Source organism: Microbacterium sp. LB12 (genome assembly GCF_037150835.1).
Classification (GTDB): Bacteria; Actinomycetota; Actinomycetes; order Actinomycetales; family Microbacteriaceae; genus Microbacterium.
The window spans coordinates 168,632-193,065 of record NZ_JBBCPF010000002.1 but is presented as its reverse complement, the minus strand read 5'-3'; the positions used below and the strand labels follow the sequence as shown (position 1 = coordinate 193,065).

The 24,434-nt window shown below is 69.9% G+C and carries 27 protein-coding genes; 16 read left to right on the top strand and 11 right to left on the bottom strand.

What is annotated here, in order from left to right:
* Positions 1-6: 6 nt before the first annotated feature.
* Positions 7-801, bottom strand: coding sequence for an MBL fold metallo-hydrolase (locus WFM69_RS05450; protein ID WP_337002474.1), 795 nt, complete (start codon positions 799-801; stop codon positions 7-9).
* 45 nt (positions 802-846) lie between these two features.
* Entirely contained in the window at positions 847-1,509 is a 663-nt protein-coding gene (locus tag WFM69_RS05445) for a GntR family transcriptional regulator (protein WP_337002472.1), read from the bottom strand.
* A gap of 180 nt (positions 1,510-1,689) precedes the next feature.
* On the opposite strand from WFM69_RS05445, the gene WFM69_RS05440 reads away from it, so the two are divergent.
* The 3 genes from WFM69_RS05440 to WFM69_RS05430 are packed head-to-tail and all read left to right on the top strand — an operon-like array spanning position 1,690 to position 3,310.
* Positions 1,690-2,529 carry a DUF4097 family beta strand repeat-containing protein gene (locus tag WFM69_RS05440; RefSeq protein WP_337002470.1) on the top strand — a complete coding sequence of 280 codons (840 nt, stop codon included), beginning with the start codon at positions 1,690-1,692 and terminating at the stop codon, positions 2,527-2,529.
* Entirely contained in the window at positions 2,526-3,152 is a 627-nt protein-coding gene (locus WFM69_RS05435; RefSeq protein ID WP_337002468.1) for a PadR family transcriptional regulator, read from the top strand. The genes WFM69_RS05440 and WFM69_RS05435 overlap by 4 nt, the downstream gene beginning before the upstream one ends.
* Positions 3,149-3,310 carry a hypothetical protein gene (locus WFM69_RS05430; protein ID WP_337002466.1) on the top strand — a complete coding sequence of 54 codons (162 nt, stop codon included), beginning with the start codon at positions 3,149-3,151 and terminating at the stop codon, positions 3,308-3,310. Before WFM69_RS05435 ends, WFM69_RS05430 begins: the two co-directional genes overlap by 4 nt.
* 53 nt (positions 3,311-3,363) lie before the next feature.
* On the opposite strand, the gene WFM69_RS05425 is transcribed toward WFM69_RS05430, so the two are convergent.
* Entirely contained in the window at positions 3,364-3,906 is a 543-nt protein-coding gene (locus WFM69_RS05425; protein WP_337002464.1) for a universal stress protein, read from the bottom strand.
* A gap of 150 nt (positions 3,907-4,056) precedes the next feature.
* Here WFM69_RS05425 and WFM69_RS05420 point away from each other — a divergent pair, with 150 nt between their 5' ends.
* Positions 4,057-4,242 (top strand): DUF3073 domain-containing protein, encoded by a 186-nt coding sequence (locus tag WFM69_RS05420; protein ID WP_029259537.1) that lies wholly within the window; start codon positions 4,057-4,059, stop codon positions 4,240-4,242.
* A 56-nt stretch (positions 4,243-4,298) separates the two neighbouring features.
* On the opposite strand, the gene WFM69_RS05415 is transcribed toward WFM69_RS05420, so the two are convergent.
* A complete protein-coding gene (locus tag WFM69_RS05415; protein WP_337002462.1) occupies positions 4,299-4,748 on the bottom strand; it encodes a DUF2231 domain-containing protein in 450 nt (149 codons plus the stop codon).
* Between the two features lie 92 nt (positions 4,749-4,840).
* Here WFM69_RS05415 and WFM69_RS05410 point away from each other — a divergent pair, with 92 nt between their 5' ends.
* The 3 genes from WFM69_RS05410 to WFM69_RS05400 all read left to right on the top strand — a co-directional run bounded on the left by WFM69_RS05410 (position 4,841) and on the right by WFM69_RS05400 (position 6,624).
* Complete coding sequence (locus tag WFM69_RS05410; protein ID WP_337002460.1) at positions 4,841-5,347, top strand: sigma-70 family RNA polymerase sigma factor; 507 nt, start codon at positions 4,841-4,843, stop codon at positions 5,345-5,347.
* Entirely contained in the window at positions 5,344-6,036 is a 693-nt protein-coding gene (locus WFM69_RS05405) for a zf-HC2 domain-containing protein (RefSeq protein ID WP_337002458.1), read from the top strand. The genes WFM69_RS05410 and WFM69_RS05405 overlap by 4 nt, the downstream gene beginning before the upstream one ends.
* A gap of 66 nt (positions 6,037-6,102) precedes the next feature.
* Positions 6,103-6,624, top strand: a complete 522-nt coding sequence (locus WFM69_RS05400) for a COG4315 family predicted lipoprotein (RefSeq protein WP_337002457.1) — start codon at positions 6,103-6,105, stop codon at positions 6,622-6,624.
* 1 nt (position 6,625) lies between these two features.
* On the opposite strand, the gene WFM69_RS05395 is transcribed toward WFM69_RS05400, so the two are convergent.
* The 3 genes from WFM69_RS05395 to purM are packed head-to-tail and all read right to left on the bottom strand — an operon-like array spanning position 6,626 to position 10,530.
* Positions 6,626-7,939, bottom strand: a complete 1,314-nt coding sequence (locus WFM69_RS05395) for an MFS transporter (protein ID WP_337002455.1) — start codon at positions 7,937-7,939, stop codon at positions 6,626-6,628.
* Positions 7,936-9,408 (bottom strand): amidophosphoribosyltransferase, encoded by a 1,473-nt coding sequence (gene purF / locus WFM69_RS05390; protein WP_337002453.1) that lies wholly within the window; start codon positions 9,406-9,408, stop codon positions 7,936-7,938. Before purF ends, WFM69_RS05395 begins: the two co-directional genes overlap by 4 nt.
* Before the next feature lie 6 nt (positions 9,409-9,414).
* Positions 9,415-10,530 (bottom strand): phosphoribosylformylglycinamidine cyclo-ligase, encoded by a 1,116-nt coding sequence (gene purM / locus WFM69_RS05385; RefSeq protein WP_337002451.1) that lies wholly within the window; start codon positions 10,528-10,530, stop codon positions 9,415-9,417.
* An 86-nt stretch (positions 10,531-10,616) separates the two neighbouring features.
* Here purM and WFM69_RS05380 point away from each other — a divergent pair, with 86 nt between their 5' ends.
* Positions 10,617-11,222: a zinc-binding alcohol dehydrogenase gene (locus tag WFM69_RS05380; RefSeq protein WP_337002449.1), complete on the top strand. Its 606-nt coding sequence runs from the start codon at positions 10,617-10,619 to the stop codon at positions 11,220-11,222.
* A gap of 19 nt (positions 11,223-11,241) precedes the next feature.
* Here WFM69_RS05380 and WFM69_RS05375 read toward each other — a convergent pair whose 3' ends face one another.
* The gene (locus WFM69_RS05375; RefSeq protein WP_337002447.1) at positions 11,242-11,556 is read right to left on the bottom strand and encodes a potassium transporter Trk; all 315 of its coding nucleotides are present in this window, start codon (positions 11,554-11,556) and stop codon (positions 11,242-11,244) included.
* Positions 11,557-11,665: 109 nt separating this feature from the next.
* Positions 11,666-15,862, bottom strand: a complete 4,197-nt coding sequence (locus WFM69_RS05370; RefSeq protein ID WP_337002445.1) for an HtaA domain-containing protein — start codon at positions 15,860-15,862, stop codon at positions 11,666-11,668.
* Between the two features lie 165 nt (positions 15,863-16,027).
* Here WFM69_RS05370 and WFM69_RS05365 point away from each other — a divergent pair, with 165 nt between their 5' ends.
* The 3 genes from WFM69_RS05365 to WFM69_RS05355 are packed head-to-tail and all read left to right on the top strand — an operon-like array spanning position 16,028 to position 18,977.
* Positions 16,028-17,137, top strand: a complete 1,110-nt coding sequence (locus WFM69_RS05365) for a heme/hemin ABC transporter substrate-binding protein (protein WP_337002443.1) — start codon at positions 16,028-16,030, stop codon at positions 17,135-17,137.
* Positions 17,134-18,207, top strand: a complete 1,074-nt coding sequence (locus tag WFM69_RS05360; protein WP_337002441.1) for a FecCD family ABC transporter permease — start codon at positions 17,134-17,136, stop codon at positions 18,205-18,207. The genes WFM69_RS05365 and WFM69_RS05360 overlap by 4 nt, the downstream gene beginning before the upstream one ends.
* Entirely contained in the window at positions 18,204-18,977 is a 774-nt protein-coding gene (locus tag WFM69_RS05355) for a heme ABC transporter ATP-binding protein (protein ID WP_337002439.1), read from the top strand. Before WFM69_RS05360 ends, WFM69_RS05355 begins: the two co-directional genes overlap by 4 nt.
* A 24-nt stretch (positions 18,978-19,001) precedes the next feature.
* On the opposite strand, the gene WFM69_RS05350 is transcribed toward WFM69_RS05355, so the two are convergent.
* Complete coding sequence (locus WFM69_RS05350; RefSeq protein ID WP_337002437.1) at positions 19,002-19,457, bottom strand: MarR family winged helix-turn-helix transcriptional regulator; 456 nt, start codon at positions 19,455-19,457, stop codon at positions 19,002-19,004.
* 61 nt (positions 19,458-19,518) lie between these two features.
* Between WFM69_RS05350 and WFM69_RS05345 the strand changes: the two genes are divergently transcribed.
* Positions 19,519-19,887 (top strand): VOC family protein, encoded by a 369-nt coding sequence (locus WFM69_RS05345; RefSeq protein WP_337002435.1) that lies wholly within the window; start codon positions 19,519-19,521, stop codon positions 19,885-19,887.
* Between the two features lie 9 nt (positions 19,888-19,896).
* Here WFM69_RS05345 and WFM69_RS05340 read toward each other — a convergent pair whose 3' ends face one another.
* Positions 19,897-20,265 carry a sterol carrier family protein gene (locus tag WFM69_RS05340; RefSeq protein ID WP_337002433.1) on the bottom strand — a complete coding sequence of 123 codons (369 nt, stop codon included), beginning with the start codon at positions 20,263-20,265 and terminating at the stop codon, positions 19,897-19,899.
* Positions 20,266-20,314: 49 nt separating this feature from the next.
* Here WFM69_RS05340 and WFM69_RS05335 point away from each other — a divergent pair, with 49 nt between their 5' ends.
* The 4 genes from WFM69_RS05335 (at position 20,315) to WFM69_RS05320 (ending at position 24,370) form a co-directional block, all read left to right on the top strand.
* Entirely contained in the window at positions 20,315-20,989 is a 675-nt protein-coding gene (locus WFM69_RS05335; protein WP_337002431.1) for an NUDIX hydrolase, read from the top strand.
* Between the two features lie 46 nt (positions 20,990-21,035).
* Positions 21,036-22,313, top strand: coding sequence for a phosphoribosylamine--glycine ligase (purD, locus tag WFM69_RS05330; protein WP_337002429.1), 1,278 nt, complete (start codon positions 21,036-21,038; stop codon positions 22,311-22,313).
* Between the two features lie 225 nt (positions 22,314-22,538).
* A complete protein-coding gene (locus WFM69_RS05325) occupies positions 22,539-23,018 on the top strand; it encodes a winged helix-turn-helix transcriptional regulator (RefSeq protein WP_337002427.1) in 480 nt (159 codons plus the stop codon).
* Positions 23,015-24,370, top strand: a complete 1,356-nt coding sequence (locus tag WFM69_RS05320; protein WP_337002425.1) for an MFS transporter — start codon at positions 23,015-23,017, stop codon at positions 24,368-24,370. Before WFM69_RS05325 ends, WFM69_RS05320 begins: the two co-directional genes overlap by 4 nt.
* Positions 24,371-24,434 lie beyond the last annotated feature (64 nt).

The window sequence follows — 24,434 nt, the reverse complement described above, 5'->3', positions numbered from 1 at the left end:
AGCGGCTCAGCCGATGCTGCGATCCTCTTCACCCGTCGATGGATCGGCGAAGAACCCGATCTCCGCCCGCTGCGGGCGCTGACGGTGCGCGGTGCGGCCGTCCCACCGCAGTTCCGCATCGTGTCCGGGGACGAGCGCCGCTCCGGTGTCGGTCAGCAGCGAGCGCAGCGCGGCGATGGTCCTGGTGCTGGCGTCGACGTCAAGCGTGGAATCCACCCGTCCGGTGGCGAGTTCGTACACGTTCTTCACCGCGTCGCCCGCGAACACGCGCTGGTCAGCAGCGCGATCGAGGTAGAACGCGAGGTGGTGCGGAGTGTGCCCGGCGCTGTCGACGGCGTGGATGCCGGGAAGCACTTCCTGGCCCGCGGCCATGCGCTCGACCCGCCCGGTACGGCGCAGCAGCTCCTGCACGTGCAGGTCGGGGATGAAAGGTGTGCCGGCGGGCTGATCCGCGGCCCAGCGCAGCTCCTTCTCGCCCACCCAGGTGGTCGCGTTGGCGAACATCGGGAAGTTCGAGACGTGATCCCAGTGCATGTGGGTGAGCAGCACGTCGGTCACGTCGTCGGCCGTCATGCCGAGACGTTCGAGGCCGGCGTGGATGAGCGGGATGTAGGCGGGTTGGCCGGCGTCGATGAGCACGCGGCGCACGCCGTCGTCGAGCAGCCAGAGACTGCTCCAGCCGAAGGCGCCGTGCGAGCGGGACTTGCCGGGGAACCCCTCCACGAGCGGACGTGCCACGTAGCCCGACGATCCCGCTGCCGCGGTCGTCGGCGTCGAGTTGGGTCCCTCGTTCTGCGCCATCACAAAAAATAGTATAGCGCAGATCCGGGAGACCGGCGGGGCGGATCAGCCCTCGAGCAGCCTCTCGGTCGCGCCGACGATGTGGTGGCGCATCGCCTCGGCCGCGCCGTCCGCGTCGCCGGCCACGATCGCCTGGTAGACGGCATCATGCTCGGGGGCCGCGCTCACGGCGCCGGTGCGTCCGAACTTCGAGAACAGCCGGAAGCGCTGGATCTGCCCGCCGAGTGCGGCGTACGACATCTCGAGGAAGGCATTGCCCGACTGCGCCGCGATCATCATGTGGAAGCGCGCATCGCTGCGCCAGTAGAGATCGAAGCTCTCGGTCTCGGTGTCGGCGACGTCGGCCGAGCGGCGGAAGTCCTCGACCGCCTCGCGCAGCCCCTCCAGGAACTCCGGCGTCGTCCGCTGCGCCGCCTCGAACGCGAGCCGGGGCTCCAGCAGCACGCGGGCCTCCCCCAGCTGCTCCACCTCTTCGCGCGTCATGACCGGAGCCACCCGGTAGCCACGCAGCGCCTCACGCTGCACGAGCCCGGTGTGCTCCAGACGTGCGAGCGCCTCCCGCAGCGGCGTCTGACTGACATCCAGCTCGCGCGACAGGGCACCGATGTTCAGGCTCTGCCCTGCTGCCCGCTCTCCCGACATGAACTGGTGCAGCAGCACCTCGTACATCCGGTCGGCGATGGGCTGCTTCGTCGATCGCCCGGCCACATCTTCTCCCCTCGAAGTCTTTCCGTCGAAGACTACCGGTCGGCTCCGCACGGCCCGGACGGACGCGCTGCGGCTCTGGCGACCGATGATCACGAGGAGAGGGTTGACAACATCGAGATATATCGTGTTATTGTGACAACACACGATATATCGTGATCCCTCAACCCAGGAGAAGCAGACATGACCGAGAAGTGGCTCATCGCCCCCGGCGAGGAACGCGTCATCGACATCGAATCCGTCACCCGCCTGAAGGTGGGCCTCGTCGGCGGACAGGTCGACATCATCGCCCACGACGAACCGGGCATCCGCATCGAGGTGCACGGCGTCACCACCAAGGACCTCCGCGTGGAGTCCCACGACGGCGAGGTCGAGATCGACCACCCCCAGCTCGGCTGGGACAACTTCCTCGAGGTGTTCCGCAACTTCGGCTCGGGCGGCCCGCGCGCCGAGGTGAGCGTCGCGGTCCCCCGCTCGATCGCGCTGAACCTCGGCGTCGTCAGCGCCGGCGCGCTGGTCTCGGGCCTGCGCAACGACGCCCGCCTCAACACGGTCTCCGGCGACATCATCGTCGACACCCTCATCGGCGATCTCACCGTCAACTCCGTTTCGGGCGACGTGCAGGTGCGCGGTCTCACCGGGTCGATCAGTGCGAACAGCGTCTCGGGCGACGTCGCCGTCACGGGTGCCGTGCGCCGCGCGACGGTCGACATCGTCTCCGGATCCACGCTGGTCGATGCCGCGGGCGACGTGAACACGATCACCGTCAACTCGGTCTCCGGCGGCACGACCGTGCGCCTGGACGAATCGCTCGCCGCGAACTACGTGATCCGCTCGCTGAGCGGGCGACTGCTGATCGACGGCGTCGAGCGCGGCACCTCCGGGCCCAGCAACTACACCGGCACGACCGGGGAGCTCGCGGGACGCTTCGTCGACCTGCGGGCGAACTCCGTCTCGGGCGGCGTGACCGTGCTCCGGCGCACCCCGGCCTCCATCACCGACGACGCGGAGTGGGAAGCATGAGCCCCGCGGTCTTCTCCCACGGCGACCTGCGCCTGTACCTGCTGTCGCTCCTCGCCGAGGCGCCGCAGCACGGCTACGGCATCATCCAGTCGCTGACCGACCGCACGGGCGGCACCTACACGCCGAGCGCCGGCACCATCTACCCCCGGCTCGCGAAGCTCGAGGAGGAGGGCCTGGTGACCAAGACCGTCGATGGCCGCACCACCATCTACGCCATCACGGAGGCCGGCCGGGCCGAGCTCGCGTCGCGCGAGGGCGACCTCGCCGGCATCGAAGCGGGGCTCACGGATTCGGTGCGGCTGATCGCGAGCGAGGTGCGCCAGAGCGTGCAGGACGCGATGAAGAGCCTCCGCGCCGATCTCGCCGCCGCCGAGAAGGGAGACCGCAGCGCCGCCAAGAGCCGCCCCCGCACCGCGACCGACGACTCCCGACTGGTGAGCCGCGAGGAGATGCATCGGGCGGATGCCGTGATCAACGCGTTCCGCGCACGGGTGCGCACCGACCTGCGCACCCACATCGCGAAGGGCGGCACGCTGTCGCCGTCGATCGTGACCACGCTCGAGAACGCCCTCGACGACGCGGCGCGAGGGGTCACGGTCGCCCTGCGGTCATCGGGCTCATGACCGAGATCGCGGGACCGCCGCGCACACCCCCGGTGGGCGACGCCCGCGTATCGGCACCGCCGATCGCGACGTCACCCCACGGCGTGCGGCCCGTCGCCGGCGCGGCGCCGGAGACTGCGGCGTCACGACGGCACGGCATCATCATCCGCATGGGTTGACGGGCACAGAAAGGGGCCCCGGCGTTCATCGCCAGGGCCCCTTTCCGTCTGCGCTACTCCGGCCAGATCTCCTTCTGCTCGTCCGGCACGGACTCCCCGAGCGGAACGACCAACACGGAGCGATGCTGACGGTGGGCCAGTCGTGCCGCCACCGAGCCGGTGAAGAACTCCCGGATGGATTCGCCGATGCCGCGCTTGCGGGTGCCGACGACGATCAGCTGCGCGTCGAGCTTGTTCGCGAGCTGCTTGATCGCCAGGGCCGGATCCCCGACGAGCTGGCGGGCGGTCCAGGTCACATCGGTCCCCGCGAGCATCGTGGCCGCAGCTGCCTCGACGGCTTCGAACTCGGCAGCGCCCGCATCGAAGTTGATGTCGATCGGCGCCGAATGCACGTAGCCGTCCGGGTCCTCGTAGGTCACGAAGCGCGTGACGTCGACGTGCGCGACCACGAGGGGCGCGTGCAGCAGCCGCGCGTAGCGCACGGCCTCATCGATCACGTGTCGGTCCTGGTCGAGCTGCATGCCGACGATGACGGCCTTCTGCAGCGCCGCGTTCTGTGCGGCTTCGTCGGACGGAGTGGAGGTGTTCTCGGTCATGATGATCGTTCCCTTCACCAGCCTGGCATCAGCCAGAGGGCCATACCCGCGTGCTATTCTGAATGCTACTCTTACCGGCCTCGAGCCGGTGTCGTGAAAAATGCCGCGGGCCTCGAACCCCGCCGCTTAACTCGTGAGGGGGTCTCGCGCATGGGCCGTGGCCGTCAGAAGGCGAAACACACAAAGATCGCCCGCGAACTCAAGGCGTACAGTCCGTCGGTGAACTACTCGGCTCTTGAGCGCGAGCTTGGTCACCCGACCGACGAAGACGCATACGTCGACAAGTGGGCTGATGACTATGCCGACGAAGACGAAGACGAACTAGAAAAGGCCTGACCGCCTGATCTGCTTCGAAACACCCGCACGACGTGCGGGTGTTTCGTCGTGCCCGATCATCCGCCCCACACGGCACGGGCACCGGCCTCGCCGATGAGCACGACCATCACCGTGCTGCCCGCACCGCTCACCACCGCGAGACCGGCGATGATCGCGCGCGCCGTGCGTCGGGGCGCATCGCCGAACCGGTACCAGCACCATTGCGCTGCGGCGACCACGAACATCGCGAGCACCCACGGCCAGAGCATCCCTCCGAGGTCCGCGTGATGCAGTACGGCGGGGATCGGTCCCACCTGCCGCGCGAGGTCCTCCCCGGCGAGCATCGTGATGGGCACGAGCGCGAGCACGACCAGGGCGGCGCCCGGCGTCACGATCCCGAGTCGCTTCCTCGCGGCGGGGACGAACGCCCCCAGGATGAGGGCCAGCGCCGTGAGCGGCACCAGCACGACCACGGCATGCACGATGAGCGGGTGGAGAGGGAGCCCGGCGATCTCGAAGAGGTCCATACTCAGGACACGCGATCGATGCACGCAGGGTTCACGTGAACCTTCCGCTGCGCTGTCTCGTGTCTCCAGGGAGGACCCGAAGGAGGTGCCTGATGCCGAAGGACGATGCGGCACGCCTCGGCGCGCTGTACGACGCGCATGCGGCACCCGTCTGGCGCTACGTCGTGCACCTCACCGGGGATCAGGCCGGCGCCGACGACGTGGTCCAGGAGACCCTGCTGCGCGCCTGGCGCACTCCGCGCATCCTCGCCGACGATCCGGAGTCCACGCGATCCTGGATGTACACGGTCGCCCGGCACCTCGTGGTCGACGAGGTGCGCAGCGCCCGCCACCGCCGTGAGATCGCGATGGACGAGCCGCCGGAATCGGCCGTGCGCGATGCGACGGATGCGATCTTCGATGCGATCCTCATCGAAGAGGCGCTGGCCGCGTTGTCCGAGGAGCATCGCGATGTCGTCGTCCGCGCGTACTACCGCGGGCTCACGGTGGCGGAGATCGCCGCCGAGCTCACCATCCCCGAGGGGACCGTGAAGTCGAGGCTGCACTACGGTCTCCGCGCGCTCCGTCTCGGGCTGCAGGAGAAGGGGGTGACGCGATGACCGCCGACCACGCACGCTTCGCCGAGTGGGATGCCGCGTACGTCCTGGGTGCTCTCAGTGCCGCTGACCGCGCCGAGTACGAGGCGCACCTCGCGCACTGCCCGCAGTGCCGTGCCGCGATCGGGGAGATCGCGCCGACGCTCGGCCTGCTGTCCCGCGTCGCCCCGGAGCGCGCCGAATCCCTGCTGGGCGCGACCGACATGCAGGAGCCGGCCCCCGAGCACCGTGCCCGGGTGCTGTCTCTCGCCACCGCACGGGCGCAGCGCCGCCGCCGTGTCTGGATCGCCGGGCTCGCGGCCGCCGCGGCGATCGTCGTCGCCGCTGTCGCGGTGCCGATCGTGTCGTCGCAGCTCCGGCCGCCGTCCACCACGGTCGCCCTGGAGCAGGTGATCGATGCCCCGCTCGAAGCGTCGGTGACGCTCACGGACGTCGCCTGGGGCACACGGATCGACATGACCTGCGACTACGGAGCCGAGGGCGATGCCCCGGCCGACGGATGGGCATACGCCCTCGTCGTTATCGGCGACGACGGCACCGAGAGCGTGCTGTCGACGTGGCGGGCACATCCCGGAACGACCGCGCGACTGAGTGCGGGGACCGAGCTCCCAGCGTCCGGCATCTCCGCCGTCGAGATCCGCGCGGTCGACTCGGGCCGCGTGCTCATGCGCTCCGCCGTGGACGCATCCTGAACCTTTCGCGCCGCCGTGTCGTGTACCCGGTGACCGCACCCGCGGTCCGGCACAGGAGGTTCGACCATGCTCACCAGATTCTCGAAGACGGCGGCGGTCGCCGCACTGCTCATGACGTTCGTCGTCGCGGGATGCTCGTCGTCCGGCGGCAGTTCCGGCGGCGGATCCGACACCGGCGGCGGCTACGGGCAGTCGTCGGAATCCAGTGCACCGAGCACGAGTGAATCCTCCGGCGCCGGCACGCTGATGGTCGCGGACTCCACACTCGGGAAGATCGTGGTCGACGCCGATGGGAAGACCCTGTACATGTTCGACGACGACACCCAGGGGTCCGGCGCGAGCTCGTGCACCGGCCAGTGCCTGACGAACTGGCCGCCGCTCACGACCACCGGCGATGCTCCCGCACTGCAGGGTGTGACAGGCGATGTCGGAACCATCACCACCGCCGACGGCTCCACCCAGGTGACGCTGAACGGCTGGCCGCTCTACTACTTCGCCGGAGACGCCGCCGCGGGCGACGTGAACGGGCAGGGTGTCGGCGGCATCTGGTGGGTGCTCTCGCCCGCCGGTGAACGCATGGCGGGGTGAGTCACCAGCGGCCGTGCCGGTGCTCCCACTCGTCCTCGACCGTGCGGCGACGCCCCGCGATCATGCCCGCCGGGATCGACACGACGAGCACGCCCGCGATGACGAGGAGCGGGATCTGCCATCCGGCCGTCGTCTCGTGGAGCAGGCCGATCAGCAGCGGGAACGTCGCCGCGATCGCGTAGCCGATGCTCTGCACGAAGCCGCTCAACGCGACCGCGGTCTCGGGCGTGCGCGCGCGGATGCTGAGCAGCACGAGGCTGAGCGGGAACATGATGGCCGTGAGCCCGAAGATGCTGACCCACAGCGGCAGCGCGACCGTCGGGACGAAGAGGAGCCCGGCGAGCCCGACAAGGCCGCCGGCCACAGCCACGAGGAACAGCGGCCTGGTGGCCTGGAATCGCACGACGAGGATCGGCACGAGCAGCGAGCACGGCAGTCCGATCAGCGCGAACAGCGAGAGCAGGAAACCGGCCGTGGCGGGAGAGACCCCGCCGATGTCGACGAGCATCGTCGGCATCCACGCGAACGAGACGTACGCCATGGTCGACGATGCCCCGAAGACGATCGCGAGCGCCCAGGCGAGCGGCAGCCGCCACAGCCGCGCGAACTGACGGCGGTTCGCCGGCGAGGTCGAGATCGGTCCCGTCGCCACGGCCACCGCATCCTGCAGGTCGTTGACCCCGTCGGTGGGGTCGGGAACGAGGAGCTCGGTCTGCACCGGCTCGTCGACCCGCGACCCGTTCTTGAGCAGCAGCGCGACCCACGGCACGAGCGCGATCCCTGCGACGATGCCCCACATGCCGAGCGACACCCGCCACCCGAGCGAGTCGGCCACCGGCACCGCGACCAGCGGCGGCAGGAAGGTCGACACCGCCATCGTGGTCGAGTACAGCGTCATCATGATGCCGAGACGATCCGGGAAGTACTTCTTCACCAGCGGCGGCAGCAGCACGTTGCCCGAGCCGACCCCCGCGAACACCACGGCCGTCGCGGCGAGCAGACTCGTCGCGTCCACCGCGAACCCGCGCAGCAGCAGGCCGAGGGCCATCAGCGTGATCGCGGCCACCGCCATCCGCTCCAGACCGAACCGGCGCTCGAACAGCGGGGTCAGCAGACCGAAGATCGCGAAGCACACCGGCGGCGCTGCACCGATCAGACCGATGACGACCGGCGAGACCGGGAAGTCCTCGGCGACGTGGTCGATGACGGGAGAGAGGGAGGCGACCGCCGAGCGCAGCGAGAACGCCACCAGGACGATCCCCACGAGAGCGAGAGCCCGACCCTGCCACAGCGGTCGTGCACTCGGCATCGTCATGAGGTCTGCGACCCCTCCACCCAGGCCAGGTATTCATCCGAGACGGTGCCGGTCACGTAGCGGCCGTCGAAGCAGCTCATGTCGAGATCGGTCAGGACCGAACCCTCGATGATCGCCGCCTTGAGGTCTTCGACCTCCTGGTACACGAGGTGGTCGCAGCCGAGCTCCTCCGCGATCTCCGGGATCGTGCGCCCGTGCGCGATGAGCTCCTGACGGGACGGCATGTTGATGCCGTAGACGTGCGGGTGCCGCACCGGCGGGGCGGCCGAGGCGAACGTCACCGAGGCGGCGCCGGCATCCCGCGCCATCTGGATGATCTCCTTGGACGTCGTCCCGCGCACGATCGAGTCGTCGATCAGGAGCACGTTCTTGCCCTGGAACTCGGTCGACATGGCGTTGAGCTTCTGGCGCACGCTCTTCTTGCGCACCGCCTGCCCCGGCATGATGAAGGTGCGGCCGACGTACCGGTTCTTGTAGAAGCCCTCGCGGTACTCGATACCGAGCTTGCGCGCGACCTCCATGGCGGCGGGGCGCGACGAGTCGGGGATCGGCATGACCACGTCGATCTTGTCCATCGGCACGTGCTTGGCGATCGTGTCGGCGAGCTTGTCGCCCATGCGCAGCCGCGACTCGTACACCGAGATGCCGTTCATGACGGAGTCGGGACGGGCGAGGTAGACGTATTCGAACGCGCACGGCGCGAGCGTCGCAGCGGTGGCGCACTGCTGGGAGAACAGCTCGCCGTCGTTGGTGATGAAGATCGCCTCGCCGGGCTCGACCTCGCGGACCACCTCGTAGTCGCCGTTCTCGAGCACGAGCGACTCGCTCGCGACCACCCACTCGTCCTTGCCCTCGGAGCCGACGACGGTAGAAGGACGACGGCCGAGGATCAGCGGACGGATGCCGAACGGGTCGCGGAAGGCGAGCAGACCATACCCGGCGATCACGGCGATCACGGCGTAGGCGCCCTCGATGCGCTCGTGCGTGCGGGCGACTGCCTCGAAGATGCGCTCGGGGTCGAGGTCGACGCTCGACGTGGTGTTCTGCAGCTCACCCGCGAGCACGTTCAACAGCAACTCGGTGTCGCTGGAGGAGTTGAGGTGACGACGGTCGCGCTGGGCCATGTCGGCCGTGAGCTCCCGCGTGTTGGTGAGGTTGCCGTTGTGGATGAGGATGATGCCGTACGGCGCGTTCACGTAGAACGGCTGCATCTCCTCTTCGTTGGAGGCCGTGCCCTTGGTGGCGTAGCGCACATGGCCCAGCCCGACGTTGCCGAGCAGCGCCCGCATGTCACGGGTGCGGAACGCCTCCCGCACCATGCCCTGCGCCTTGGCGTTGTGCATCACGCCGTTCGCCTCGGCGGTGGCGATTCCCGTCGCGTCCTGGCCGCGGTGCTGCAGCAGCAGGAGTGCGTCGTAGATGTCCTGATTGACCGGGGCAGAGCCCACCATTCCGACGATGCCGCACATGGGCTCTTACTTCGCTCCGTCCGCGTAGGCGCCGACCAGGCGCACCGCTCCACCATCGACGCCCTTGGCGCCCTGCTCGAATTCGCCGGTCGGGCGCGGGCCGAAGCCCACGGTCCCGACCTGCCACGAGGGCATGCCCTCGGCGTTCAGCGCCGCGATCGCGGCATCCTTCTTGTCTGCGGCGACCACCGCGAGGAATCCGATGCCGAGGTTCCACGTGCCCTCGGCGGACTCCAGCGTCGAGCCGGCGATGTCGCTGAGCACACGGAAGACCGGGCTCGGCGACCAGCTGCTGCGGTCGACCTCGGCCCAGCTGCCCTGCGGGAGCACGCGGGCGAGGTTCGCCGCGATGCCGCCTCCGGTGACGTGGCTGAGTGCGTGGACGCCGCCGGACAGGGTCTCGATGAGACGCAGCAGCGGCAGCGTGTAGAGGCGGGTCGGCTCGAGGAGCGCCTCGCCCCAGGTGGTGCCGAAGTCGGCGGCGTTGTCGCCGTAGGAGATGCCGGCGCCGGTGATGATGTGGCGCACGAGGGAGTAGCCGTTGGAGTGCAGGCCGCTGGAGGCGACCGCGATCACCGCGTCGCCGTCCTGCACGAGCTCGGCGCCGAGGATCGCGTCGGCCTCGACCACACCGGTCGCCGCACCGGCGACGTCGTAGTCGCGGGGGCCGAGCAAGCCGGGGTGCTCTGCGGTCTCGCCGCCGACCAGCGCGGTGCCCGTGGCCGAACATGCCTGGGCGATGCCGCGCACGATGTCGGCGATGCGCTCGGGGACGACCTTGCCGCACGCGATGTAGTCGGTCATGAAGAGGGGCTTGGCCCCCACCACGACGATGTCGTCGACGACCATGCCGACCAGGTCCTGCCCGATCGTGTCGTGCTTGTCGATCGCCTGCGCGATCGCGACCTTCGTGCCGACGCCGTCGGTGCTGGTCGCGAGCAGCGGGCGGCGGAAGTCGCGCAGCGCACTGGCGTCGAACAGCCCGGCGAAGCCGCCGACACCGCCGAGCACTTCGGGGCCGTGCGTCGCGCGCACGGAGGACTTCATCAGCTCGACGGCGAGATCACCTGCAGCGGTGTCGACGCCGGCTTCGGAATAGGGATTGGTGGGGGAGGCAGCCACGCCTCCAGCCTACCGCCCGCAGGCCCCCCGACTCTCCGCTCGAATGACTCTCGGATCCGGGCCCCCGTGCCGCCTACGATGGGGCCATGGCCGACAAGCCGCAGTGGCTCATCCGCGAAGACGCGAGCGTTCCGGTGCTCGTCGCGCTCGCGTTGCGCCAGGCACTCGGCATCCGCACCCCGGAGGATCTTCCCCCGCTGCGGGAGCTCGCGGTGCGGGCCCCGGATGCGATCGACGCCGATCCTGCGGTCGAGGCGCAGTGGCGCGACTACTGGGACATGACGGTCGAGCCGCGCGCGCATCCGTCCGGCGTGCCCCTCGAACTCATCGACGGTTTCGACACGCTCGTCGCGCTGCCGGCGTCCGGGGCGGAGGCGCTCTCCGCGGCGATCGCCCCGCACGCGGCATCCGCTCTCCTGTTCGCCCGCGCCGCGCATGACCGCTACGTGAATGCGATGAAGAGCCACACCGGCGGTGACGCCTACCGCGCCTATGCGAGCGCGATCGCCGAGTTCGAGCGCGAGGTGGGTCGCCGCGCGCATTCGTTCGAGCTGAACGTGCAGGTGCTGCCGTTCTCGCAACGGGGAATCTGGTGGATCGGTGCGCTCACGGTCGCGGTGACCGATGGTCTGCGTCGCGACGTCGTGGCGTTCGACGCCGCGATCCGCCCGGTGATCGCCGAGCTGGCGTAGGTCGTCCGAAGGGTCGGGGTCAGTCCTCGTCGACGACGGTCTCGCGGTCGACCCGGACGACGCGGTCGTGACGACGCGCGATGCGCTCCAGCACGAGACCCGCGATACCGCCGAGAGCGAGTCCGATCGGCACCGTCCACAGCAGCAGGAAGCCGAAGACCTGGCCGGGGGGATAGACGACGTCGAGCGCCTGCGACTCCTCGTAGCTGCCGATCCAGGTGAGGATGCCGGCGGCGATCACGCCGACCACGACGCCGATGCCCATGAGCACGCCGTACCGCGGCACACGGCGCACGGTCGCTTCGACGGTCTGGTGGGAATCGGTGGGGGCCATGCCTCCATTGTCCCACCGCTCGACGATGCCGTGCACCGATGTCCGTGCGACGGAGAACGGCCCTCCCCGCGTCCGCCGCGGAGAGGGCCGTTCCGTCATGCGCCCGGGATCAGACCTCGGTGGTCACCTCGGCCGTCTCGCCCTTCTTGTTGCGACGCGCGATCAGCACACCGCCCGCCGCGGCCAGAGCCACGACCACGATGCCGCCGACGATCCACGGCCATACCGGGGCACCCTCGCTGTCGACGGGCGCGGTCGCAGTGGTGACGGCTGCAGACGCCTCGGAGTCGACGGTCGTCTCCTCCGCGGCGACGCCGCAATCCGTGTTCACCGGGATGACAGCCGACAGCGGGTCGAGCTCCTCGCCCGCCGCGTACGTGCCGAATGCGGCCGCGCCGGCATCGGTGAGCGTGGTCGGGACCGCGTCGAGCGACAGGGCGCCGTCGACCACGGCGGCATCGCCCAGCGCGAACTCCGCGAGACGCACGCCCTTCTGGTCGATGCTCTCACCGCCCTGCGTGGTGCCGCTCACGTCGAACACGACGTAGCCCTTGTCGCCGGCGAGCTCGAGGCGGGCGTTGGCGAGCGTCGTGTTCAGCGCGCCGTCATGGCCCGTGAACGTGATGCTGCCGCCGTACGTGACGAGTCCCGTGAGGGTCTTGTCGTCGAACGATCCGGTGCCGTTCATCCACACGTAGTCGGGGTACTCGTACGCCACGTCGGTCAGAGTCCAGCCGCCCTTCGCGATGCCCTCGATGTAGGTGCGGAACGACTCCTTGTAGCCCCAGTTGAGCGAGGCGCCGTCGACCGTGCACGAGCCGATGACCGTGGTTCCCCTGGCGAGCGTGAACACCAGACCGCGGTTGACTGACCCCTGGAAGGTGAGTGTGTGCTCGCCGTCCTCGAGGCTCGCGGGCAGCGCACCCGACCAGGTGGCGACGCCGTTCGCGTCGGCCGACACGGTCTCGAGCAGCACAGGGGTCGAGTACACGACGACCTTGATGTCCTTCTCGTTCGGCTGGAACCCGGATGCCGACACGGCAGCGGGCTGGCCGGCGCCGAGCGCGGCGAGGTTCGCGTCATCGACGTCGATGCCCTCGGTCGCGGGCGGGGTCGCCGGGAGCGTGGTCTTCGCCTTCACGGCGGCCACGGCCACGGTTCCCGATGTGCCGGCGGGCGCCGCAGCGACCGAGCCGATCGTGAACGTCACCGGGTTCAGCGTGGTGCTGTATCCGGACAGGACGCGGTCGCGACCGGCGTCCGTGAGCGACGCGGGTGCCGCCGTGTAGGAGACAGCGCCGTTGGCCGTGGTGCGCACCGCGCGGGAGAGGTCGAGCGTGGCGAACGCCACCTGCGCCCCACCGCTCGTGACGTACAGCGTCGCCGCGTCGGCAGAGGTGATGCGGATCTGCGGGTTGGAGACGGTCACGTCGAGCGCGCCGTGGTGGCCGGTGAAGCGCACCGAACCGCGGTACACGACGCTGCCGAGGCCGGTGCTCGTGTCGAAGTCGCCGCCGACGGTCTGACCGAACTGGAACTGGCCGCCCGATCGGGTCGCACCGTCGGTGACCGCGATGGCCCCCTGCGCGATGCTGCCCGTGATATAGTCCGTGAACGACGAGGAGATCGCCCAGCGGAGGGAGCCTCCCGGCACGGTGACCGGCGGCGTCGTCGGGGTCGTCGGCTTGGTGACGCCGAACAGGTCGTCCCACTGCTCCGGCGTGATCGTCACCGCCGAACGGACGTAGATCGTCTCGGCCGTGGGGTTCGTGTGCTGCTGCCACACGATCACCTCGTACGACTTCGTGCGGTCGAGGTTCTTCGCCGCGGTCGTGAGGTCGACCGTGAACGCCTCGAACGTGAGCTGCCGCACGTACTGCATCGCGAGGAATCCGCCACCGGCTGTGACGTCGGCCTCGGTCCCGGTCTCGATCAGTGCGACGTAGGCGCCGGGGATGGATCCGAGCTTCCGGGCCGCGGCGGTGACGGTCAGACCGTCCGCCGCCGTCGCCGTCTTCACGGTCGCGGTGAGCGAGGTGGACTCAGGGAACAGCGTGTCCCACTGCGCGTCGCTGACCGCGACGCCGGCGCGTGCGTAGAGCGTGCTCGCGTCGGGCATGGTGTGCTGCTTCCACACGATGACCTCGTACGACTTCGTGCGGTCGAGCTTGTCGGTCGCCGCGGTCAGGTCGACCGTGAACGCACCACCCGTGATGCCGCGCACGTATTCCATCGCCAGGAACCCGCCACCGGCCGTGACGTCGGCCTCGGTCCCGGTCTCGATGAGTGCCGCGTAGGCGCCCGTGATGGAGCCGAGCTTCGACGCGGACACCGCCACCGTCAGGCCGTCCTTCGCGGTCGCCGACTTCACCGACGTGGTCACGACGGGGGTGTCACCGTAGTTCAGGGTGACGGCGCGTTCCTGGTCGGCGTTGGAGACCCCGCCCGCACCGTAGGTGTAGACACCGTAGGACCCCGGAGTGGCGGTCGCGTCCTTCAGCGTCAGCGTCGCACGGAACGTGCCATCCGCGGCGATATCGACCCACTGCGAACGGATCGTGCCCTGATACTGCGAGGGCACCTGGTTCAGCACACCCTCGGCCAGAGCCCACGCCTGCGTGCCCACCGACCGGGTCGACGACGCCGCACCCGTGGACGGCTGCCACGCCGCACCGAAGTTCCCGAACACCACATATGTGCCCTGCGGCAGGTTCGACGGGATCGGAACACCACGCCCACCCACATTCGCCGCCGGGTCATACCCCGAACCCTTCACGACGATCTTGTCGCCCGCCTTCAGAGCAGTGGTCCCCACCGGCGTCGTCCCATCCGCAAGGAACACCTCGATACCCGCAGAGACAGGAGCCGGCTGCAGGGCTTCCCACTGCGCGTCGCTGACCGCGACGGCGGAGCGTGCGTAGAGCGTGCTCGCGTCGGGCATGGTGTGCTGCTTCCACACGATGAGCTCGTAGGTCTTGGTCTTGTCGAGCGTCCCCGCGGCGGCGGTCAGGTCGACCGTGAACGCACCGCCCGTGATGCCGCGCACGTATTCCATCGCGAGGAACCCGCCACCGGCCGTGACGTCGGCCTCGGTCCCGGTCTCGATGAGTGCCGCGTAGGCACCCGTGATCGCGCCGAGCTTCGATGCCGAGGCGGTGACGGTCAGGCCGTCTGCCGCCGTCGCGGACTTCACGGTCGCCGTGGCCACCGCAGTCTCCGCGTAGTTCAAGGTGACGGCGCGTTCCTGGTCGGCGTTGGAGACCCCGCCCGCACCGTAGGTGTAGACACCGTAGGACCCCGGAGTGGCGGTCGCGTCCTTCAGCGTCAGCGTCGCACGGAACGTGCCATCCGCGGCGATATCGACCCACTGCGAACGGATCGTGCCCTGATACTGCGAGGGCACCTGGTTCAGCACACCCTCGGCCAGAGCCCACGCCTGCGTGCCCACCGACCGGGTCGACGACGCCGCACCCGTGGACGGCTGCCACGCCGCACCGAAGTTCCCGAACACCACATATGTGCCCTGCGGCAGGTTCGACGGGATCGGAACACCACGCCCACCCACATTCGCCGCCGGGTCATACCCCGAACCCTTCACGACGATCTTGTCGCCCGCCTTCAGAGCAGTGGTCCCCACCGGCGTCGTCCCATCCGCAAGGAACACCTCGATACCCGCAGACACAGGAGTGGTACCGGGGTCCGTTCCCGGGTCGGTACCGGGATCCGTTCCCGGGTCCGTGCCGGGATCCGTTCCCGGGTCCGTGCCGGGATCCGTTCCCGGGTCCGTGCCGGGATCGGTACCAGGATCCGTACCGGGGTCCGTGCCCGGGTCGGTGGGGACGGGACCGAACACGGCATCCCACTGTCCCGCCGAGACCGTCACGTCACCACGTCCGTAGATCGTGGTGACGTTCGGGTTGGAGTGCTTCTGCCAGACCAGCACCTCGTACGTCTTCGTGCGGTCGAGCGAGCCCGCGGGGGCGTCGAGCGTGAAGGTGCTCGCGCCGCCCACGACGGTCGGCATCGTGAAGGCCGCGAATCCGCTGTCGCCCGTGAGTTCACTCTCGGTGCCGCGCACGATGAGCGCCGCGTATGCGTCCGCGACATCGGGCAGGCCGCTCGCCTGCACCTGCACGCTGACACCGGTGGTGTCGGCGGAGGTGACGCCGGTGGTCACGGTCGCGCCGGCGGCATGCGCGGGCGGAACGATCACCGCGCCGGCGGCGATGAGGAGGAAGGAGACGAAGGCGGCGAGCAGCACACGTATGCGTGTGCTCGCCGGGGATGCGATGGCTGTGTCGGTCACGATTCTCCACGGCCCCCGGGTGCGCACGTCGAGCACGCACGCCGGCGGTGCCGCAATGCAGTCGGGCGAAGGTAGGGTGTTGGTTAGGCTTAGCTAAGCAAGCCACCGATCCTGAGCGTAGAGGTGCGAAACCATGCGCGTCAAGTTTTAGGATAGCCTTGCCTAATGCGTCGCGTTCTTGCCGTCTTCCTCGCTGCCGCTCTCGCCGTCAGCCTCGCTGCATGCGCGGCACCGACCGCTGACGCCGCCCCCGCCGCCGAGACCGTCGACGCCTCCTGCCCGCAGGCGTCCGTCCCCCTCGCCGACCTCGACCTCGTCGGCGACGTCCGCACTGCGACTGGCCCCTCCACCGCCTGCCTCGCGAGCCACGCGATCGAACCCGTCGACGACGACACCGTCCCGAAGCTGCCGGTGACGGTGACCGACAGCGAAGACCGCGAGGTGACGATCACCGACGTCGACCGCATCCTGCCGATCGACATCTCCGGCACGATCGCCTCGACCGTCTTCGCACTGGGGCTCGGCGACCAGGTCGTCGGTCGTGACTCTTCGACGATGTTCCCCGGCACCGAGAAGCTGCCCGTCGTGACGAAGAGCGGCCACTCGCTCAACGCCGAGGCGATCCTGGAGCTCGCGCCCACCGTGATCCTGACCGACACGACGATCGGACCGAAGGAGATCCGCCAGCAGCTGCGTGATGCCGGCATCGCCGTCGTCGTCATCTCGAGCGACCGACGCATCGACACCACCGACGAACTGGTCACCGAGATCGCGACCGCGCTCGGCGTGCCCAGCCGCGGCGAGGCGCTCATCCAGCGGCTGGACGACGGTCTCGAGAAGGCGCTGGCCGAGATCGCCGAGGTGACGCCGGCGAAGGAGGACGAGCGTGCACGGATGCTGTTCCTCTACGTCCGCGGCAGTGCGAACGTCTACTACATCTTCGGCGAGGACTCCGGTGCCGATTCCCTGATCGACGCGGTCGGGGGCGTCGACGTCGCCGCCGAGATCGGCTGGGAGGGCATGAAGCCGATGACGGCCGAGGCCCTCGTTGCCGCGAAGCCCGACGTGCTCGTGATGATGACCGACGGACTCGAGTCCGTGGGCGGCATCGACGGGCTGATCGAGCGCATCCCCGCCGTCGCCGAGACCCCCGCCGGCACCAATCGGCGCGTGATCGACATGGCCGACAGTGAGATCCTCAGCTTCGGGCCGCGCTCGGCCGACGTGATCAGCGCACTCGCCCGCGCACTGTACGCTCCCGAGCCGGCGAAGTGACCGGCGAGGTCGTCACCCCGACACCGACCAGGCACCGGGGGCTGCGCTTCCTGCTGGTCACGATCGTCCTGGTGGTCGCGCTCGCGATCACCTGCGTGGTGTCGATCACCAGCGGGCAGTACAACCTCTCCCCCACCGACCTCATCGGCGTGCTGCTGCGCGGCGTCGGCATCGACACCGCCTGGGCTCCGTCCGCCGCCACCGACTACGGCGTCATCTACAACCTGCGACTGCCGCGCCTGGTGCTCGGACTCCTCGTCGGCGCGGCCCTGGCCGTCTCGGGCGTGCTGATGCAGGCGATCTTCGGCAACCCGCTCGCGGATGCGGGTGTGGTCGGCGTCTCCTCGGGGGCGGCGCTCGGCGCGGCTGCCAGCATCACCTTCGGCCTCGCGACCTTCGGGATGTGGACCACCCCGGCGTTCGCGTTCCTCGGCGGACTCGTCGCGGTGTTCTCGGTGTACTTCATCAGCCGCTCGGGCGGTCGCACCGAGGTCGTCACGCTGCTGCTGACGGGTATCGCGATCAATGCGATCGCCGGAGCCGGCATGGCCTTCTTCACGTTCCTGGGCACGACGTCCACGCGCGAGCAGATCGTGTTCTGGCAGCTCGGCTCGCTCAACGGCGCACTGTGGACGAACATCCAGCTGGTCGCGCCCCTCGTCGCGATCGGCATCGTGGTCGCGCTGATCGTCGCCCCCAGTCTCGACCTCTTCGCCCTCGGCGAGCGCACCGCAAGGCACCTCGGCGTCAACGTCGAGCTGCTGCGAATCGTGGTCATCGTGACCGTGGCGCTCCTGGTGTGCGCGGCGGTCGCGTTCGCCGGCATCATCGGATTCGCGGGCCTCGTGGTGCCGCACCTCATGCGCATGATCATCGGCCCCGCGCACCTGCCGCTCGTGATCGCCTCGGCCCTCGGCGGTGCGCTCCTCATCGCCGTCGCCGACCTCGTCGCACGCACCGCCGTGCCGCTCGCCGACCTGCCGATCGGAATGATCACCTCGCTCGTGGGCGGTCCCTTCTTCCTGTGGCTGCTCGTGCGCACGCGTCGTCGCTCCGGGGGCTGGGCATGACCGCCCGGCTGCGCGGCACCGGCCTCACGGTGCGCGTCGGCGAAGGGCGCACGATCCTCGACGACGCGTCCATCGAGATCCACGCCGGGGAGATCCACGCGCTCGTCGGTCCGAACGGTGCCGGCAAGTCGACCCTGTTCGGTGTGCTCGCGGGCGATGTCAGCGCACAGGCGGGCGCGGTCGAGATCGACGACGTGCCGATCGCGCGGATCAAGCCCCGACTGCTGGCGCAGCAGCGCGCCGTGCTCCTGCAGGAGAACGCGGTCACCTTCCCGTTCACCGCCGAGCAGGTCGTGCGGATGGGGCGGACTCCCTGGGCGCACACCCCGGCGGCGGACGACGACGACGCGCGGATCTCCGATGCCATGGCGCAGACCGAGGTGATGCCCCTCAGCGCCCGCGCGGTCCCCTCGCTCTCCGGCGGCGAGCGCGCGCGGGTCGCCCTCGCCCGCGTGATCGCTCAGAGCACCGGCATCCTGCTGCTGGACGAGCCGACCGCGGCGCTGGACCTCAAGCACCACGAAGACGTGATGCGACTCATCCGCGCCCGTGCGGATCAGGGGGCGGCCGTGGCGATCGTGCTGCACGACCTGAATGCCGCGCTCGCGCACGCCGACCGCGTCACGCTGTTGTCGGACGGCCGGGTGACCGCGACCGGCACGGCAGCCGAGGTGCTCACGGCCGCGCGCATCGAGCAGGTCTACGGTCAGGCCGTCGACGTGTTCCCGCATCCGACGACCGGCGTGCCGCTGGTGGTCGCGCGCCGCTGATCTTCGCGTGGCGGCCGCGGCGACCTATGCGATGCCGTCGCCACGCAGAGAACGGATCATGCTCCGCAGGATCCGGAGCGCTCCCGCCTGCTCCTCGGCGCTCATGCCGTCCAGCATCCTGACCTCGACCGACCGCACCGCGGCACTCGCCGCCGCCAGGCTCTGCCTCCCCCGGGCTGTCAACCGTGCAGGAAGGGCCTTGCCGACCGGCGCTTCGGACGGTCTGGTGACGAATCCGTCCCGTTCGAGTGCCTGCAGCAGCACGTTCATCGACTGACGGGTGACGAATGCGCCCCGTGCGAGCTCCGAGTTCGACAGACCGGGACGCTGAGCGAGCAGTTCGAGGCAGGAGTAATGGGTGATCGTCATGCCGAGCGGACGCAGCACCTCCTCCATCGCCGCACGCAGGGCACTGGACGCCTCCTTCAGCAGGTAGCCCAGTGAGGTGTCCAGGTCGATGACCGCAGCGTCTTGACTCATGTCAGTATTCTGACATATGGTGTTGCGTGTCAGAAAACTGACATCAACGGAAGGAAGCACCATGCCCGTCACCGGACCCGACTTCATCTCCCTCCAGGTGCGCGACCTCGACGCCTCGCAGGCGTTCTACGAGCGGTACCTCAGCCTCGTCCGCTCGCCCGCCGGCCCTCCGCACGCCGTCGTCTTCGACACCGCACCCATCGCATTCGCCATCCGCGACATCGCACCGGGCACCGACCTCACGGCCGTCGCGCAGCCCGGCATCGGCACCGCGATCTGGTTGCACGCCACCGAGGTGCAGACCATCCACGATGCACTCCTCGCCGACGGCCACCCCATCACCGCGGAGCCGATCGACGGGCCGTTCGGCCGCACCTTCACCTTCGCCGACCCCGACGGCTACCGGATCACCCTCCACGACCGCGCCTGACCCACGAGCTCAGGGACGCACCGGCAGCACGTCGGCGAGATCCGCGCGCACGCCCGACGCGTGGATCCGCCCCGCCATCGCCGCATCCGCCCAGACCTCGGTGCCGGTGGCGACCGCGATCCAGGTCGCGGCGTCCATCTCGACCACGTTCGGCGGCGTGCCACGCGTGTGCCGCGGGCCCTGGATGACCTGCACGGCACCGAACGGGGGGACGCGCACCTCGACGCTGTTGCCCGGCGCCTTCTCGTCGAGCAGCTGCAGCAGGTAGCGCACCGCCGTGGCGAGCTCCGCGCGCTGCGGCTTCCCACCGGCGACCTCGGCATCGCGCACGGCCGCGAGCGCCGCCCGCCCGTCCACGATGTCGATCTTCCTGGCCATTCCCCCAGCCTAGGACCGCCACCACGAACGCGGTCCTAAGCTCGGATTCATGAGCATGCATCCCCAGGGCGCCCGCGCCGAGCTGCTCGCCGCGGTGGCGGACCACTCGTGGGGCGTGCGCATCCCGCAGCTCGCCGATCCGCACAGCGCCAACGACGCCGCCGTCCTCATCCTGTTCGGCGTGCTCGATCGCATCCCCGCCCCGACGACGGATGCCGCTGTGGCCCGCGACCTCGACGTGCTGCTGCAGCGTCGCGCGCCCACCCTGTCCTCGCATCCCGGACAGGTCTCGTTCCCCGGCGGCCGCGTGGAGCCGGACGATGCGGATGCGGTGGCCACAGCGCTGCGCGAAGCCGAAGAGGAGACCGGGCTCGACCCGCATGGGGTCGAGGTGCTGGCCACGCTTCCCGTGATCCCACTCGCCGCCAGCAACCACCTGGTCACGCCCGTGCTGGCATGGTGGCAGTCCCCGTCGCGCGTCGTGGCCGTCGACCACGCCGAGACGGTCGAGGTGTTCCGGGTTCCCGTGGCTCAACTGCTCGATCCCGCCACCCGCTTCACCTCGACGCTGACCCGCATGGGTCGCACGTTCCGCGGCCCGGCGTTCGACGTCGACGGGACGATCGTGTGGGGATTCACGGCCTTGGTGCTCGACGCGCTGTTCGACGCGGCTGGGTGGACCGTGCCCTGGGACGCCGCAGTGGAGCGTCCGGTCGAGGTCTGAGCCGCATCGCCGAAACCCGGTCCTCGCGCCTCGGTAGTCTGGACAGGTGAAGATCCTCGTCCTCGGTTCCGGTGCCCGTGAGCACGCGATCATCCTCGCCCTGCGGGCCGAGCAGACGGAGCACGAGATCCTCGTCGCTCCAGGAAACGCCGGCATCGCACAGGATGCGACTCCCGTGGCACTCGACCCCCTCGACGGAGCCGCGGTCACCACGTTCGCCGACGAGCACGCGGTCGACCTGGTCGTGATCGGACCGGAGGCACCCCTCGTGGCCGGTGTCGCCGATGCGCTGCGCGTGCGCGGCATCCCGGTGTTCGGCCCCGGCAAGGCCGCCGCGCAGCTGGAGGGCTCGAAGTCGTTCGCGAAGCGGGTCATGGATGCCGCGGGCGTGCCGACCGGTCGCGCGGTCCGCGCCGCCAGCACCACCGAGGTCGAGGCCGCGTTCGACGAGCTGGGCGCCCCCTACGTGGTCAAGGCCGACGGACTCGCCGCGGGCAAGGGCGTGATCGTCACGTCCGACCGCGCCGAGGCACTCGCGCACGCCGAGCACTACCTCCCCGCCGGCCCTGTCCTGATCGAGGAGTTCCTCTCCGGCCCCGAGGTGTCACTGTTCTTCCTGAGCGACGGCGATACCGTCCGCGCGCTCAGCCCCGCGCAGGACTTCAAGCGCGCGCTCGACGGCGACGCCGGACCCAACACCGGCGGCATGGGCGCATACTCGCCGCTGCCCTGGCTCGCCGAGCAGTTCGGCAGCGAGCAGGCCTTCGTCGAGGAGGTCACCCGTGATGTCGCGATGCCCGTGGTGCGGCAGCTCGACGCCGAGGGCACCCCCTTCATCGGGTTGCTCTACGCCGGGCTCATCCTCACCCCGGCGGGTGTGCGCGTGATCGAGTTCAACGCCCGGTTCGGCGACCCCGAGACGCAGATCGTGCTCCCGCGCCTGGTCACCCCGCTGTCCGAGCTGCTGTTCGCCGCGGCATCCGGGACTCTCGAGGATCAGCCGGATCCGGTCTTCAGCGACGACGTGGCCATCACGGTCGTGCTCGCGAGCGAGGGCTACCCGGAGGCACCGCAGACCGGCCGACCGATCGAGGGGCTCGCGGATGCCGCAGCCGTCGAGGGCGTCCGCCTCGTGCATGCGGCGACGGCGAGCCCGGATGCTCCCGGCGGATCGCTCATCGCGACGGGCGGCCGCGTGCTGAACGTGGTGGCGGTGGCTTCGGACTTCCGCACCGCGCGCGACCGTGCGTACGAGGCGATCGGCCGCATCGACCTCGAGGGCTCGCACTACCGCACCGACATCGCCGCCCGCGTCGCGGAGTAGCGCGCCGCCGCGTCTCTCCCCCCCCCCCCCCCCCCCGAGTGCACGGCTTCGCGCCGAGTGCACGGCTTCGGGCCGCGAATGCCCCGTGCACTCGGCAGCGTCCCGTGCATTCGGCGCTGCCCACCGCGCACGATTCGCGACGAATGCGAAGCGGAATCCTGCCAACCTTCGTCGCCCGACGCCGCCGCACTTGACACCGCCAGCTTTCTTCAAGAAAGTTGGCGCATGCCCCTCCGCTCCGACTGGTCGTCCGCGACCTGCCCGATCGCCCGTTCGGCCGACATGCTCGCCGACCCGTGGGTCCTGCTCGTCCTGCGCGAGATGTTCTCCGGTCGGACGCACTTCGATGAGCTGCGCGACGCCACGGGCGCGGCCGACTCCGTGCTCTCGCGGCGGTTGAGCGCGATGGTCGAGGCCGGCCTGATCGCCCGGGAAGACCCGGATGCCGGTCGCAGCGGATACCGGCTGACGGATGCCGGACGCGAAACGCTCCCGATCCTGCATGCCTACGCACGTTTCGCACGCATCACGGACCCGGATGGCCCGTGGGGACTGACCGTCAGCTGTGGTCGCTGCGGCGACGTCGCGCGGTCTGTCGACTGGTGCGCCACGTGCGCCGCACCGCTCGACGCCGACAGTACCCGCTGGGCACGTCGCAGCATGGGCGGGGAGCCGTTCGCACTGTTCTCCGGGCACGCGGCATGACCGCCGAGTCGGTCGATGAACCGGTCGGCATCGAGCCCCACGGCATCCGGCCTCGTCGCATCCACCCCGCCTGGACGGTCGCGCTCGTCGCGCTCATCGCACTGATCGGCGCCGCCGGCTTCCGCGCCGCTCCCGGCGTGCTGATGGTTCCGCTCGAGCAGGAGTTCGGCTGGAGCACGGCCGAGTTGTCGCTCGCAGTCTCGATCAACCTCCTGCTCTACGGACTCATCGCACCGTTCGCCGCAGCGCTCATGCAGCGGTTTGGGATCCGCGCGGTGACGGTCGTCGCGTTGTTCGTGATCGGCGCGGGTGCAGCCCTCAGCGTGTTCGTCGCAACACCGGGACAGCTGATCCTCACGTGGGGTGTGCTGATCGGACTCGGCACCGGATCGATGGCCCTGGTGTTCGCCGCCACCATCACCGACACGTGGTTCGCGACCCGTCGCGGTCTCGTCTCCGGCGTGCTCACGGCGGGCAGTGCGACCGGGCAGCTCATCTTCCTGCCGGTGATCGCGGCCGCGGCGGACAGCATCGGTTGGCGCGGTGCCTCGCTCATCATCGCCGGCGGTGCTCTCGCGGTGATGCCGCTGGTGTGGATCTTCCTGCGCAATCGTCCCAGCGACCTCGATGTCACCCGCTACGGCGAGACCGGCTCGCTGGCCCCGGCCGCGCCCGCCCCACGCGGCACTGCCTGGGGCGCCGCACGTCTCGCGCTGACGACGCTGCGGGATGCCTCACGCACGAAGACCTTCTGGGCGCTGGCCATCGGTTTCGCGATCTGCGGCGCGACGACCAATGGCCTGATCGGCACGCACTTCATCCCGAGCGCCCACGACCACGGCATGGCGACCACGACCGCCGCGGGACTCCTCGCCGTCGTCGGCATCTTCGACATCGTCGGAACCGTGTTCTCGGGCTGGTTGACCGACCGCGTCAACCCCCGCATCCTGCTCGCCGCCTACTACGCACTGCGCGGGGTGAGCCTGCTGTTCCTGCCCAGCCTGCTGTCGGCCGAGGTGCAGCCGAGCATCATCGTGTTCATCGTGATCTACGGACTCGACTGGGTCGCGACCGTCCCGCCGACCATCGCCCTGTGCCGCGAGGTGTTCGGCGACAAGGGACCGCTCGTGTTCGGATGGGTGTTCGCCGCACACCAGATCGGCGCCGGTATCGCGTCGGTCCTCGCCGGGCTGGTCCGCGACCACACCGGCCAGTACACGGTCGCGTGGTTCGCCGCCGCCGGACTCTGCGCCGTCGCGGCTCTGGTCAGCGCCACGATCCGCCGGCACCGCCCCACCCCCGACCCATCCTCGACGCCGAACCACCCCGTTACGAGCGAACCACCCCTCTGAGTTCGCACTCACAGGGGTGGTTCGCGCCCGAAGGGGGCCGCTCGGCGGCGCGTTTGAGGGGGCG

Coding starts and splice junctions, on each gene's coding strand:
- WFM69_RS05450 (WP_337002474.1), bottom strand. CDS start 801: ATGGCGCAGAACGAGGGACCCAACTCGACGCCGACGACCGCGGCAGCG.
- WFM69_RS05440 (WP_337002470.1), top strand. CDS start 1,690: ATGACCGAGAAGTGGCTCATCGCCCCCGGCGAGGAACGCGTCATCGAC.
- WFM69_RS05435 (WP_337002468.1), top strand. CDS start 2,526: ATGAGCCCCGCGGTCTTCTCCCACGGCGACCTGCGCCTGTACCTGCTG.
- WFM69_RS05430 (WP_337002466.1), top strand. CDS start 3,149: ATGACCGAGATCGCGGGACCGCCGCGCACACCCCCGGTGGGCGACGCC.
- WFM69_RS05425 (WP_337002464.1), bottom strand. CDS start 3,906: ATGACCGAGAACACCTCCACTCCGTCCGACGAAGCCGCACAGAACGCG.
- WFM69_RS05420 (WP_029259537.1), top strand. CDS start 4,057: ATGGGCCGTGGCCGTCAGAAGGCGAAACACACAAAGATCGCCCGCGAA.
- WFM69_RS05415 (WP_337002462.1), bottom strand. CDS start 4,748: ATGGACCTCTTCGAGATCGCCGGGCTCCCTCTCCACCCGCTCATCGTG.
- WFM69_RS05410 (WP_337002460.1), top strand. CDS start 4,841: ATGCCGAAGGACGATGCGGCACGCCTCGGCGCGCTGTACGACGCGCAT.
- WFM69_RS05405 (WP_337002458.1), top strand. CDS start 5,344: ATGACCGCCGACCACGCACGCTTCGCCGAGTGGGATGCCGCGTACGTC.
- WFM69_RS05400 (WP_337002457.1), top strand. CDS start 6,103: ATGCTCACCAGATTCTCGAAGACGGCGGCGGTCGCCGCACTGCTCATG.
- WFM69_RS05395 (WP_337002455.1), bottom strand. CDS start 7,939: ATGACGATGCCGAGTGCACGACCGCTGTGGCAGGGTCGGGCTCTCGCT.
- purF (WP_337002453.1), bottom strand. CDS start 9,408: ATGTGCGGCATCGTCGGAATGGTGGGCTCTGCCCCGGTCAATCAGGAC.
- WFM69_RS05380 (WP_337002449.1), top strand. CDS start 10,617: ATGGCCGACAAGCCGCAGTGGCTCATCCGCGAAGACGCGAGCGTTCCG.
- WFM69_RS05375 (WP_337002447.1), bottom strand. CDS start 11,556: ATGGCCCCCACCGATTCCCACCAGACCGTCGAAGCGACCGTGCGCCGT.
- WFM69_RS05365 (WP_337002443.1), top strand. CDS start 16,028: ATGCGTCGCGTTCTTGCCGTCTTCCTCGCTGCCGCTCTCGCCGTCAGC.
- WFM69_RS05355 (WP_337002439.1), top strand. CDS start 18,204: ATGACCGCCCGGCTGCGCGGCACCGGCCTCACGGTGCGCGTCGGCGAA.
- WFM69_RS05350 (WP_337002437.1), bottom strand. CDS start 19,457: ATGAGTCAAGACGCTGCGGTCATCGACCTGGACACCTCACTGGGCTAC.
- WFM69_RS05345 (WP_337002435.1), top strand. CDS start 19,519: ATGCCCGTCACCGGACCCGACTTCATCTCCCTCCAGGTGCGCGACCTC.
- WFM69_RS05340 (WP_337002433.1), bottom strand. CDS start 20,265: ATGGCCAGGAAGATCGACATCGTGGACGGGCGGGCGGCGCTCGCGGCC.
- WFM69_RS05335 (WP_337002431.1), top strand. CDS start 20,315: ATGAGCATGCATCCCCAGGGCGCCCGCGCCGAGCTGCTCGCCGCGGTG.
- WFM69_RS05325 (WP_337002427.1), top strand. CDS start 22,539: ATGCCCCTCCGCTCCGACTGGTCGTCCGCGACCTGCCCGATCGCCCGT.
- WFM69_RS05320 (WP_337002425.1), top strand. CDS start 23,015: ATGACCGCCGAGTCGGTCGATGAACCGGTCGGCATCGAGCCCCACGGC.